Genomic DNA, 12,456 nt, shown 5'->3' with positions numbered 1-12,456 from the left:
CGCGACGTGGCTGCGGCACATCGTAAGCGACCGATGGCTGCCGTGGTTGTCCACAGGGGAGACGCGGGGGGTAGCAGAACCGCTACCAGGCCGCTACCGTCAGCCACGAAGTTCATCGCTGCCCGCGTCCGCCGTGCTTCGAGGAGCGGGCCAAGCGACCGGCGCGTCCTCCGGGCGCGTCGACGGTCAGGCGCGATCGAGGAGACGAGGTGACGTCCGGGTGTCCCAGACCCAGGCAGAAGCCGCGGTGATGAAGCAAACCGCCGCGAAGTTCGAGCAGGTGGACCAGTCGTTGCAGTCCATGCTGACCGGCCTGCTGGCCGAGTTGGAGGTGTTGCAGCAGGCCTGGCGCGGCGCCGGTGGACGGTCGTTCGAGCAGGTCAAGCAGCAGTGGTCGCAGGATCAGGCCGCGCTGCACCGGGCCCTGCGGGAGACCGCCGGCGCCATCCGCAGCGCCGGCCGGCAGTACGACGTCTCGGACGACGAGGCGGCCAGCCGGGTCGCCGGCACCAACCGCGGCGGCATCCAACTGCCGCTCTGATCCCACTCGGGAGGGAGATCCGATGGACCACGGTGTGCTGGTCGTCAACTTCGCCGCACTTCAGCAGGCCGGCGCGGACATCCAGAAGGCGCTGAACACGCTCGACTCGCAGCTTGGCCAACTCGAACGCGATGCCGCGCCACTGGTCGCGGGCTGGAAGGGCGACGCCCGGGAGGCGTACGAGCAGCGCCAGGCTCGGTGGCGGTCCGCCTCGCAGGACCTCCAGGCGATGCTGCGCGACATCAAGCTGGCGGTGAACGACTCCGCCGCCGACTATCTGGACACCGAGAAGAAGAACGCCGGGCTGTTCCAGTGATCCCGGTGGGCCGGGAGCGCTGACCGTGTCCGGGTCCGCGCCCCGGCCGAGCCCGGCGTCGAGGAGCAGGGGCTCAGGCCGGGCCGGCGGGTCGCCACCGTCGACGCGCACCCCGGGGCAGCACCAGGGCGAGCAGCACCACCGCACCTGCCGTCGTCCCGACCACCGCCCCGATCAGCAGGGCCCGGTCGCGTGCCGTTTCGCGGCGAGCCTCGCGGGCGATTTGTGCGGCGTCGGCGCGGTCGTCGGCGAGCGCGGCAGCGGTCCGGGGGCCGGCCGGCTGACCGGCACCGGTCTCGGTGACCGCTCGGTACGGGTTGAGCACACCCGCGCCGTACCCGCCGCCGTGACCCGGACCGGGTGCCGGATCGGCGGTGGCGATGATCCGCTCCGCCACCTGGGCGGCGGTCAACTCGGGGCGGTACTGACGCAGCAGGGCGGCGGTGGCGGCCACGAACGGCGCCGCGTAGCTGGTGCCCTCGACCCGCTGGTGGCCCTGCCCGGGCGCGGCGGTCAGCACCTCGCTGCCCGGTGCGACCAGATCGACGTACGCGCCGGTCTGCGAGAAGGCCGCCCGCACGCCGTCCGCCCCGATCGCGCCCACTCCGAGCACCCCGTCGTACGCGGCCGGGAACGGGCGCGGATCGCCGCTGTCGTGCAGGTTGCCGGCGGCGGCCACCAACACCACGTTCCGCTCCACGGCGTAGCGGACGGCGGACTGGACGGCCGGGTCGTCGGCGTACAGCACGACGGAGAGGTTCACCACGTCGGCGTCGTGGTCGACGGCCCAACGGATGGCCTCGGCGAACTCGGCGGCGCTGACCGTACGTCCCGACTCCCGCCCCTGCACCACCTGCTGCTCACTCACCCGTACCGGCAGGATCCGGGCACCCGGCGCGAGGCCGTGGAAGGCGACACCGGGTTGGGGTTGCGCGGCGATGATGCTCGCCACGCCGGTGCCGTGCCCGGCGCAGTCACGGCTGCCGTCTCCGCCAGGGTCGAGCAGGTCGGTGCCGGTCAGCACCTGCCCGGCCAGTTGCGGGTGGGCCCGATCGACCCCGGAGTCGACCACCGCGACCGTCACTCCGGCCCCGGTGGCCAGCGGCGCGAGCCGTGCGGGGTCGTACCGTTGCTGCGTCCACGGGAGGGCCGCGACCGGCCGGACGGGGGCCAGGGGGGTCGCGCAGGTCGGCGCTGCCCGCCGCGCGGCGTCAGCGGCCTCGACCGGGAGGGCCGGCGCGGTCAGCAGGCCGGCCGCCAGGCCGGCGAGGACCGGGCGCGCAATCGACCGGGACATCGACGGCCTCCGTATCGTGTCGGCTCCGGGACGGGATGTTATCGCCTCGCTCGCGCCCCGGCGGACCGCCGCCGGCCAGCCATTGTGATCTTGGTACCACCTTGTAGGTTGTACGCGATACCTGTGGCCTGTTCTCGGAAGGAGAGGTGGCCGTGACCGAATGGGAGCCGGCCACGGAGGCCGAGGTGGCGATGCGGGACGCGCTGCGTGCCAACGACCAGGAGCTGTACTTCCGGCTGCTGTCCCGCACCGATCTGCTGTTGCCGGTCTCCGCGCCGGCGCTGGCCGGCCAGGCGTCGCCCGGCTGGGGCACCTGGACCACCGGTGGCCGGACGCACGTGCTGGCCTTCACCTCCGCCGCCGCGCTGCGGACCTGCCTCGGTGACCACCCGGGCAGCAACCGACGCGTCCCGTTCACCGACCTCGCGGTCGGCTGGCCCAACCACGAGTGGTGGCTCGCGGTCAATCCGGGGTTGCCCGTCGAGGGCTACCTGCCCGCCTGGTTCGTCTCCCAACTCTCCCGTGGCGACGTCCGACTGCCCGGTCGTGCCATGGGTGCCCGCGCCCGGCTGGAACGGGCGGAGACCCTCGCCCGCACCCGCACCGGTGCGCCGGGTCGGGACGCCGCAGGCTCGACGCCCACGGCCGGTCCGATGCCGTCCGGCCCGACGTCGTCCGGCCCGGATCCGGTGGCCATCCCGCCGGTGCGGCCCGCGCCGACGCGGCCCGCGGTGCCCCGGATGACCAGTCCGCTGGGACCGGGCACGTCGAGGAGTACGCCCGGTGCGGGTGACCTGTCCCGCCTCTCCGGCGGGGAGGACCTGCCGGCCGCCGGTCAGCGGCACCCGAGCGCCGCACCCGGCCCCGACTCCGTACCCGCGGCGGGCGCTCGGCCCGCCGCACCCCGGTTCGCGCCGTCGACGCCCGCCGACCGTCCCGGCGCCGTACCGACCGACCAGAGTGGCACCGCCACCGGCCGGCCGCCGACCGCGCGGCCCGGCGACGCCGCCGCACCGGCCAACGGCACCGCCCAGGGCGACCGGCGCTCCTTCTTCGAGCCGGCGTCCGGACGGGGCCGGGCCACCGGCCCGACACCGGGCGCGGGCCGTCCCGGCGAGCGCGCCGCGCCCCCGTCCCGGTTCGGCCGGGGTAGCCAACCGTTCCCGCGCCGTCGTCCCGCCGACGCGCCGAGCGCCGACGGTGCGACCCGGGCCTTCCCGATGACCGACGCGAGCGTCCCCCGGCCTCCGCGCCCGGCGGCCGGCGACCCGCTGGCGTTCCGAGGGGTACGCTCGCCCGCTCCCGGTGACGAGCCCACCCAGCCCCTGCCTCCACGCCGACCGGACCGGCTGGCCGAGGAGCCCACCCGCGCGTTCCGGGCGACCGGTGCGCCACCACCGACCCGACCCGCCCCGTCGGCCGAGGAGACCCAGGCGATCCCGCGTGGCCGGCCGGGGGAGCCTGGTCGGTACGAGCCGGTGGAGGAGCTGTCCGCGTCCATCGCGGAACCGGTCTCCGGCCCGCCCGCGCCACGCCGCGGCTTCACGCCCATCGTCATCGAGGGCACCATCATCGAGTCCCGCGACCTGACCGACCCGAGCGGGACGGCTCAGGCCGGCGGTGGCTGGCCGGCGGCCGGCAGCCTGCGTGCCGACGACCTCCTCGGCGGCCGGACCGTCTTCGACCCGGTCGTCGACCCCGTCAGCCCGCCGCCGCCCGCCCCGGACAGCGCGGCAGAGCCGCCCCGCCCGGACCCCGTCACGCCGCCGCCCCGCCCGGACAGCGGCCCGGAGCCGGTGCGGCCGGACATCGACGACCGGTACGCGGCCACGGGCGGCGAGGAGCAGCGCGCACCGGCCGAGCCGGCGCCGCTCGACTTCGATCCGGCCAACACGGTCGAGGAGGACCTGCTTAACGCGGCCGGTGCGGGCAGCACCGACACGTTCCTGTCCACCCTGCTGCTGGCCCGGGTGCTGTTGCCGGCCGCACCGGACTCGGTGCGGGGCAGCCGCCCCGGCGACCCGGGTTTCGTCTGGCGTACCGCCCAGCTCGACGGTGACACGTACGTGGTGGTCTACACGTCGCCTGAGCGCCTCGCCGACCACATCGACGGTGACGTCGACACGGTCCGGGTGAAGTTCGCCCAGCTGATCCGGCGCTGGCCGGACGAGGACTGGTCGTTCGCCGTCAACCCGGGCACCCCGGTCGGTGCGAAGCTGCCCGGCGAGCAGATCGTCGCCCTGGCCAACTGGGCGGCCGAGGTGGGGCTCGGTGACGACCTGGAGGTCGACCCGGAGGAGGCGCCGGTGGTGGCGGAGCCGGCCGCCCGCCCCCGGTACGCTCCGGCGGCCGTCGACCCGGCCCGCCCGACCGTGATGCAGAAGGCCATCGCACCCAGCCAGCTCGCGTACTACCTGGAGCGGGGCTACGACCGGGTGTCCGGCTTCGTGCACCGGGCGGGCGAGTTGGCGCACCTGACCACGCCGGCCCAGTTGTACGACGCGCTCGGACTCAGCTACCCGGCGTCGCCGTTCGTGCGTGACGCCGAGGAGATCTACGTGCTGCGCTGGCCGGCGCACCGGCCGAGCCTCTACCGGATCCCGTACGGCGGGCAGAACGAGCCGGCGATGCGGGCCATGGAGGGCTGGGTCATCGAACGGCCGCCGTTTAGGGGCAACGGCTTCGCGCCGGGTGAGAGCAGCGATGTGGTCGCCGAGTTCAAGGTGGACAGCGCCCGGCTGCCGCACGGCGCGCAGCTCTGGCGGATCGCCGCCGACGGCACCGAGCGGGTGGTCGCGTCGCTGGACACGGACGCGGTCGTGTGGCGACGGGTCGGGGAGGCGTGATGCGCGACGGCTACGTGGCCCGCTGGCAGGGCCGGGAGTACCAGGCCAGCCCGGACGGCGACGACATCCGGCTGTACCAGCCCGAGCCCGGTGAGGGCTTCGAGGAGGTCCGCCCCGGCCGGTACGTGCGGGTGCTGCCGGCGCACGAGATCGAGGATCTGGCGTACGTGCGGACGACCTGCACGTGGCAGGGGCAGCCGTTCATCGTGCTCGGCGAACACGACGCGTGGCTGCGCGTGGAGTACACCGGTGGTCGCTGGCCGGTCGCCGAGGCGATGCGGCTGGAGGTCTTCGACTTCGGCGTCTACCAGGGCTGGGCACCCGCCGCGGAGGTCACCGACCTGCGGGAGCAGCGGGTCTGACGGTCAGGACTTCGCCCACCGCAGGATCTCGCCGAGCACCAGCTCCGGTGCCTCCAGGTGCGGGAAGTGCCCCACTCCGTCGAGCAGCCGCCACTCGTACGGCGCGACGACGTACCGGCCGGAACCCAGGGCGGTCCGCGGCAGGGCCGCGACATCCTGCGCGCCGTGCAGTTGCAGGGTCGGGGTGACCAGCGGTTTCTGCATGAGGCGTACGAACCGGTAGCCGTGCAGTCGCAGCACCGAGCGGAACGCCCAGCGGTAACCCTCCAGCGCGCAGAACGCGGCCTGCGGAATGCGCATCGCCTCCCGGCACCGCTCGGCGTACGCCTCGAAGTCCGATCCGGCCACCCAGCGCGGCCCGCCCCACCGGCGCAGGATCTCCTCGACGGCCGCCGCGCCGTCCCGGGTCAGGACGTGCTCGTAGCGGGGAAGCTGGAACTTCAACGCCGGTGTGGAGGCGGCGAACTGACCGCGCGGGTCGGCGAAGATGGCGGCGCGCAGCCGCAGCGGGTGCGGTGCTCCCAGCACCACCAGGCGGCGGACCAGGGCCGGGTGGAACGACGCCACTGTCCAGGCCACCATGCCACCGACGCCGCTGCCGACCAGCGTCGCCGACCGCTCACCGAGGGCCCGGATCAGTCCGGCGATGTCCGCGGCGAGGGTGTAGCCGTCGTACCCCCGGGGTGGTTTGTCGCTGGCGCCGTAGCCGCGCAGGTCGACGGCGACCGCGCGGAAGCCGGCGTCGGCGACGGCCGGGAGCATCTGGTGCCAGGCCCACCAGTGCTCCGGGAAGCCGTGCAGGAAGAGCACCATCGGCCCGGTGCCGGCCTCGACCACGTGGAACCGGGTGCCGTTGGCGCCGACGAAACGGTGCGTCCACGGCCCCTCGGTGAGGACGCGGGACTCGTCGACGGCTCCGCCGCGCTGGTCGGTCATGGCAGACAGCCTAGGACCCGGTTGCCTCCGGCGGCCCTGGTGGTCGCGTTGAACAGGGAGAAGCCCGGGTTGTCCCCTACCGACACGGGGGTCCGGGTGCCCCGGCGGATCACCGCGTGACGATGCTGGCCCGGACACCCGGGCCGCAGTCCACCTCGGAGGATCGGGCGATGATCCGCAGGGTGACGAAGCTGCCCTCGGTCAGGGTGCCGAAACCGGTGCCGTGCAGGGCGTACTCGATGCCGTCCTCGGACACCAGCCCGTAGCAGGGTCCGCGACCGCCCCGGGTGACACGGGGGGAGAGGGGCACGGTGGTGGGACGTTCCAGCAGGTCGAACGGTTCCCGGTGGCGGCTGGACAAAGGGCGGCGCCCGGGCAGGTGACCTGCCCGGGCGCTGCTGGGTGGTGCGGGATCAGCGGTCAGAAGATCCGGATCTTCATCGACGTGCCGTCCTGCTCCAGAACCTTGATCTTGACACCGGTCGCGGGGAGCTTGACGCCGTGGTTCGGCAGCTCCTCGTAGAAGTACTTCTTGGTGTCGTCGAACAGGGGCTGCGCCGCCTCACCGCGGACGTACTGCGGCTGGCTGTTGAGGTGCAGGGTGAACGAGTCCGCCTTCTTGAGGCTGAACGGTGCGTCGTACACCTGGATCCGGGCCCGCCACGGAGCACCGGTCAGGTTGTAGATCGGCTCCGGGCGCGAGTCGATGTACAGGTTGCGGCCCTCACCGGGGTGACCACCCGGGTTGGTCGGCGACGCCGGAGCGGTGTTGTTGTCCGCCCAACGGGTGTTCCAGTACGAGATGAGCAGGCCCTCCTGGTACGCGTAGTGGTCCACGTAGTCCGGGCGGGTGTTCGCGTAGCCGAAGAAGTACGGGCCCGTCTTCAGGTACTTGTCGTACGAGACGTACGACCGGTTGCCGGCGATGTAGTAGTTGTCGAACAGCCGGGTGTAGGTCGCCCCGACCACCTGGAACTTGTCCAGGGTCCAACCGGCGTCGGTCTCGGCGCCGTCGCTGAACACGGTCTGACCGTCGGCGGTCACGGTGATCGCGTCACCGAAGAAGCCGCCCTCGGAGACACCACCGTCGGTGACGTAGTGCAGACGGATCTGCGCCGACTTGCCGGCGACCGAGGTCAGCGGGATGTTGATGTCCGCCCAGGCGCCGTTGCTGGTGCCGGCGAGGGCCGGGCGGCCCGCGCCGTCCACGCCGATCGGCTTGCCGTTGACCGTGCCGTCCAGGTCGGCCCAGGTCTGACCGCCGTCCGTCGAGGCCTCGAAGTAGAGGTAGTCGTAACCCGCTTCGATGCTGTACTTGCCCTTCAGCGACAGCGCCGCCGATGACTTACCGGTGAGGTCGAACGTCCTCGTCATCTTGCTGTCGAGGTCGTCCTCGTTACCGGAGAAGTACTGCTTGGAACCCGCGAACGGCGGGCCGTAGTTGAAGGTGTACTCCCGCTGGGGCAACACCACCACGGCGGCCTGTGGCTTATCCGAGTTGTACTCCTGCGGCCCGATCTCCACCTTCTTGTCCTGGCCCGCGACGAACACCTTGTAGTCGAGCCAGCCGAGCTGGAGCTTGTTCCACGCGCCGAGGTCGCCGCCCCGGTCGCCGATGGCGGGCTCATTCTTGGCGCCGAGCCGGCTCTGGGCCATCAGGGTCCAGTGCTCGTTGTTGTTGTCGGCGGGTCCGTAGTCGTCCGGCAGGCCCAGGTCGTGGCCGTACTCGTGGTAGAAGACGCTGCGGCCACCGTTTTCCGGCTGGATCGTGTAGTCGCGGATCCAGACGCCGGTGTTGCCGATCTGGGTGCCGCCGATCGGGAAGTTCGGCGGCCCGACGGGCGAGCTGTTGTACGCCGACCAGCGGTGGCTCCAGATGGCGTCCTCACCCTGCTGCGGGTCACCGTCGGCCTGGTCGCCGCCGGAGTGCACGATCTGGAAGTGGTCGATGTAACCGTCCGACTCGTTGAAGTCGCCGTCACCGTCGTAGTCGAACCGGTCCCACTGGTCGAAGGTCTTCATCTCGGCGGCGATCTGCGCGTCCGTCCGGCCCTTGGCCTTCTGGTCGGCGACCCACTGGTTGGCGGCGTCGCGGACCAGCGCCCAGGTGTTCGAGCAGACGTTGTCCGCGCAGACGGCGGGGTCGTTGGCCGGGTTCTCGGTGTCCTCGTCCTCGATCGGGTCGTCGGAACGACCGTAGCGGGCCTCGTTGTAGCGGACCTTGACCCAGTCGGTGACCTCACCGTCGACCGAGTACCGGCCGGAGGACTGCGCCTCGTAGTACTGCTTCAGCGACTCGTCGCCGGGGTTGGTGCCGAAGTACAGCTGGCGGTAGTGCTCCGGGCTGAAGTCCGGCTGCCAGACGGTGGAGTTGTCGACAGCCCGGTTGGGCTGCGGGATCTTGTTGTGCAGCGGGCCCTGGAAGGTCGTCGGCCCGGCGAAGGCCGGCGTGGTGTCCTTGTCCGGGTAGGACGGGTGCCGTTCGTCGCCGAACTCGGCCAGGATGACGAAGATCTTGTCGGTCCGCTCACGCTCGAGCTCGACGTACTGGTCCTTGCTGGTCTGCGCGCCGGCGGTCCGGGCGTTGCCGCTGGTGCCCGTCTTGCCGACCTGACCGACCTTGACGACCATGCTGCCGTTGCGCTCGATCGGCTTGCTACGACCGCTCAGCACATCGCTGAGACCCTGTTCACGCAGCTCGCGGCGCTTGTCCTCAAGCTTGTCGGGGAGCTCATCCTTCAGTGCCTGCGGTTCGGCAGCGGCCGGTGCTGCTGCCGGCAGTTTGGGCTGCGGCGCCGCCGAGGCCGACGGGCCGAAAGCCAGGCCCGTCGCCGTCAGTGAGAGCCCGATCAGACCCACTGCGACTTTGCGCACGTGGTACCTCCGGTGTGAGGGAACCGGCCCAACGGGGGTACGGGCCGGTGGGAGATCGATCCCACTAGTGGGACCAATGGTGAACATAGACACTGCTGGGACGGGTGGGAAGACGCACGCGTCGATTTGTTGCAAGATTTTGTTGAGGATGCTTTCCCCCGTAACACACCAGCGCTTCATCAGCCACGCTGGTCAAGGGGTTCGAACGACACTGAATACAACGACCAATTTCGATCAGTGCGATCGGGCATACGACAGTGGGGCCGGAGGCGTCTCCGCCACCGGCCCCACCGTTACCGCTGTTGTCAGTTGTCCAACCGCGTAACCGTCACTTCTTCGCCGGGGTGACGAAGATCGTGGCGGACGAGTTGTCCCGCGCGGCCTTCTTGATCGTCAGCGAGACCCCGAAGTTCACGCCCGCGTCGCCCGGGTTACCGGTGCCCAGCACGATCGCGCCACCGCCCAGCGTCACACCGTAGAACTCCGGTGCCGGGCTGCCGTCCGGGTTGGTGACCCGGGTGGTGTACGGCGCGTTGTTGCGCGACGGCAGGACCACCGAGGCGTCGTTGTCCCGCGCGTACGGGGCCCCGTCGCGCATCTCGATGCCCGGGTACCAGCCCTTGGCGTCGGTGAAGGACTTCACCGGCGCCTGCGCCTTGAACTTCGTGCAGTACGCGCTGTACGGCTCGTCCGCGGCCTCCAGGCACTCCGTGAAGGGGTACGTCTTCTGCAGCGTGAACGCCGCGTTCGACGACTGCGGACGGCTGGGCAGGTTGTCCGTCACCGACGGGTCCTTCACCGCCGCCTCGCCGGTGCGGCGGTACGGGTCGAAGTGCGAGTCCACAATGAGCAACCCACCCTTCGCGCCGTAGCTGGGCAGCGCGGTCATCTGCCCGGTGACGTGGTTGACGTCGCCGAGTGCGCTGTCCCGGTACCAGACCAGCATGCCGGGCGCGTTGTACGAGATCCGGTCGACCTTCCACGCCTCGTGGGAGTAGATGGTGTCGTACGCGTACTTCAGGCCCTTGTCGAAGCCGTCGAAGTTGCGCCACTCGGCCAGGTAGAAGTGCGCGTGCACCTCGGTGCCGCCGGAGACCTTCCAGCCCGCGCCGGTGGTGTCGACGAAGGTGCCGCCGGTGGCCGTCCAGCCGTTGGCGCCGCCCTCGACGTCGTCGCTCCAGGTGGTCGCGCCGCCGCCGGTGACCGCGAAGTCGTCGACGAACCAGTTGCGCTCCTCGAACGCCTCATCGGTGGCCTGGCGCAGCCGCAGCTGCACCGTGGTGCCCGCGTACGCCGACAGGTCGACGTAGTCGTGGCGCCAGCCGTCGGTGCTGCCGGTCAGGCCGTACTTCTTGCCGCCGAAGTCGTTCATCCGGCCGTTCGGGTCCGGGTAGCCGTCGGGGGTGGTGACGACCGTGCCGTCCTCGGCGTACACCTTCTGCTCGGTCCAGGTCGTACCGCCGTCCGTCGAAAGCTCGACGAAGCCGTAGTCCCAGTCCTCCTCGATGATGTAGTTGTTCCACATCCAGAACTTGGAGTCCGCGGCCGCCGGCACGTCGACCGAGCGGCTCAGCTTGACGTCGGCCCAGCTCTGGTCGTTGTTGCTGTGCCACATCTTGGTGCCACTGTGCGGCGTGGCCAGCGTCGTCACCTTGTCCGGCAGGTCGACCTTGATGCCGTCCTCGGCGTCGATCGGCGTGCGGGAGGTCTGCCCGAGCTTCACCTCGCGCGGGTTCGACCCGGGGCGGATGGTCAGCGGGTCGGCCCAGCCGAGCACCCACTTGTCCCAGATGCCCATGTGCGTCGGCAACGCCTGGAAGATCTCACCGGAGTGCGAGCCCGAGGCCATCAGGTCCCAGAAGTCCACGTCGGAGTCGGCGTTGCCGGAGGTGTCGTAGAGGTCCGGCAGGCCGAGGTCGTGACCGAACTCGTGGGCGAACACACCGACACCGGCGTCTTCCGGCTGCACGATGTAGTTCGACACCTTCAGGCTGGTGCCCGGGATGCTGTAGCCACCCGGAACCGAGGAGGAGTGCGCCCAGACGGCGTACACGCCCTGGTCGCCGCCGCCGCGGGACTTGCCCTGGCCGGCGTGCACCAGCACGAGGTGGTCGATCACGCCGTCCGGCTCGAAGAGGTTGCCGTCACCGTCGCGGTCGCCCTGGTCTTCCTTGTCGTAGTCGGCCCACGGGAAGGCGGGGTCCTTCGCGGCGAGCGCGTCGATAGCGTCGGTCGCCAGCCGGCCGGCGCCGGCCGGGTTGTCCGGGTGGCCGTTCATCGACTGCTCGCGGCCGGGGACCCAGTTGCCGTCCTCGTCCTGGGTGCAGCGGTTGGCCGCGTACCAGCCCTCCGAGTGCGGCACGGTGATCCAGGGGCTGGCCTGCCCGTCCACCGTGTACGCGTTCTTGGACATCTCCAGGTACATGTTGTGCATGGTGCGACCGGACAGGTCGACACCCTTCTTGCCGTCCGGGCCCTTCAGGTCCGTGCGGACCCGCTCGGTGATGCCCTTCTTGCTGTAGAGCATCTTGTTGTAGTGCGACGGCGAGAAGTCCGGCACCCACATCGAGTTGTTGTCCTCGTGGGGCAGACGCGCCGGGTCCGGGATCTTGTTGTGCTTCGGCCCGTTCTGCACGGTGCCCGGCACGCAGGTCCGGTCCTCGAACACCGTCTTCGGGACCATCACGTCCGTGAAGTCGTCGTTCGCCTTGTCGTTGAACTCCACCAGCAGCGTCAGCAGCTTCGCCGTCTGGGTGGTCGGCGCCTGCTTGATCTTGCGGGGGTTCTTGCCGGTCTGGATCGACTTGGCTTCGATCTTGGCCAGCTGCTTGGCGGTGACCGGGTTGCCTCGCGCGTGCTTCTGGTCGAACGCCCGCGCGGCGTCCCCGGCGGGCGTGTAGACGCCGCCCTTGCCCTTGACCTCACGGCCGGCGGTGTCCGGCTGCACCTCGGGCTCGGCGTAGTTGATGTAGTACTCGTCGGCGCCGATCACCGCCCGGGGGGTGCCGGACGCCGACTGGGCCGCCGCGCTGCCACTCACGGTCAGTGACGTGGCCGCGAGGGCGATGGCGGGTAACGCGACGAGTAGTCGTCGACGCGACCCCGGATGGGAGTTTCTGTTCATGCCACTCCGTTCTCGGCATGGGCGGAGGAAATCGGCTGGTCCGGGGCGCGGTGAGGGCGCTCCGACACCATCCGACGCGCGTGAAGCTAAATGAAAAACGTGCCGAACGGCGGGAACGTGACCGAGGCGTTATCCGCCGGATAGGCACTGATCGTCGGTA

At 71.1% G+C, this 12,456-nt stretch carries 9 protein-coding genes; 4 read left to right on the top strand and 5 right to left on the bottom strand.

The window, feature by feature from the left end; genetic code table 11:
• The first annotated feature begins 220 nt into the window (after positions 1–220).
• Both O7620_RS23040 and O7620_RS23035 read left to right on the top strand, forming a co-directional pair.
• The gene (locus O7620_RS23040) at positions 221–541 is read left to right on the top strand and encodes a WXG100 family type VII secretion target (protein WP_151492931.1); all 321 of its coding nucleotides are present in this window, start codon (positions 221–223) and stop codon (positions 539–541) included.
• Between the two features lie 22 nt (positions 542–563).
• Entirely contained in the window at positions 564–857 is a 294-nt protein-coding gene (locus tag O7620_RS23035) for a WXG100 family type VII secretion target (protein ID WP_278125073.1), read from the top strand.
• A 73-nt stretch (positions 858–930) separates the two neighbouring features.
• Here O7620_RS23035 and mycP read toward each other — a convergent pair whose 3' ends face one another.
• Positions 931–2,154: a type VII secretion-associated serine protease mycosin gene (mycP, locus tag O7620_RS23030; protein WP_151492929.1), complete on the bottom strand. Its 1,224-nt coding sequence runs from the start codon at positions 2,152–2,154 to the stop codon at positions 931–933.
• A 152-nt stretch (positions 2,155–2,306) separates the two neighbouring features.
• Between mycP and O7620_RS23025 the strand changes: the two genes are divergently transcribed.
• Together O7620_RS23025 and O7620_RS23020 are read left to right on the top strand one after the other, a co-directional pair.
• A complete protein-coding gene (locus O7620_RS23025; RefSeq protein WP_278125070.1) occupies positions 2,307–5,000 on the top strand; it encodes an SseB family protein in 2,694 nt (897 codons plus the stop codon).
• Complete coding sequence (locus tag O7620_RS23020) at positions 4,997–5,362, top strand: hypothetical protein (RefSeq protein WP_278125068.1); 366 nt, start codon at positions 4,997–4,999, stop codon at positions 5,360–5,362. The genes O7620_RS23025 and O7620_RS23020 overlap by 4 nt, the downstream gene beginning before the upstream one ends.
• Before the next feature lie 3 nt (positions 5,363–5,365).
• Here O7620_RS23020 and O7620_RS23015 read toward each other — a convergent pair whose 3' ends face one another.
• The 4 genes from O7620_RS23015 to O7620_RS23000 all read right to left on the bottom strand — a co-directional run bounded on the left by O7620_RS23015 (position 5,366) and on the right by O7620_RS23000 (position 12,296).
• Complete coding sequence (locus O7620_RS23015) at positions 5,366–6,298, bottom strand: alpha/beta hydrolase (RefSeq protein ID WP_151493302.1); 933 nt, start codon at positions 6,296–6,298, stop codon at positions 5,366–5,368.
• A 109-nt stretch (positions 6,299–6,407) separates the two neighbouring features.
• Positions 6,408–6,659, bottom strand: a complete 252-nt coding sequence (locus tag O7620_RS23010) for a hypothetical protein (protein ID WP_278125066.1) — start codon at positions 6,657–6,659, stop codon at positions 6,408–6,410.
• 59 nt (positions 6,660–6,718) lie between these two features.
• The gene (locus O7620_RS23005) at positions 6,719–9,157 is read right to left on the bottom strand and encodes an immune inhibitor A domain-containing protein (RefSeq protein ID WP_278127117.1); all 2,439 of its coding nucleotides are present in this window, start codon (positions 9,155–9,157) and stop codon (positions 6,719–6,721) included.
• Positions 9,158–9,500: 343 nt separating this feature from the next.
• Positions 9,501–12,296: an immune inhibitor A domain-containing protein gene (locus O7620_RS23000; RefSeq protein ID WP_278125065.1), complete on the bottom strand. Its 2,796-nt coding sequence runs from the start codon at positions 12,294–12,296 to the stop codon at positions 9,501–9,503.
• Positions 12,297–12,456: the final 160 nt, after the last annotated feature.

This window comes from Micromonospora sp. WMMD710 (assembly GCF_029626045.1).
Classification (GTDB): Bacteria; Actinomycetota; Actinomycetes; order Mycobacteriales; family Micromonosporaceae; genus Micromonospora.
The sequence above is the reverse complement of the archived record's forward strand: the minus strand, read 5'-3'. Positions and strand labels throughout refer to the sequence as shown.

What these genes read in the sequence shown, in the direction of transcription:
- O7620_RS23000 (WP_278125065.1), bottom strand. Translation starts at nt 12,296, where the DNA reads ATGAACAGAAACTCCCATCCGGGGTCGCGTCGACGACTACTCGTCGCG.
- O7620_RS23035 (WP_278125073.1), top strand. Translation starts at nt 564, where the DNA reads ATGGACCACGGTGTGCTGGTCGTCAACTTCGCCGCACTTCAGCAGGCC.
- mycP (WP_151492929.1), bottom strand. Translation starts at nt 2,154, where the DNA reads ATGTCCCGGTCGATTGCGCGCCCGGTCCTCGCCGGCCTGGCGGCCGGC.
- O7620_RS23015 (WP_151493302.1), bottom strand. Translation starts at nt 6,298, where the DNA reads ATGACCGACCAGCGCGGCGGAGCCGTCGACGAGTCCCGCGTCCTCACC.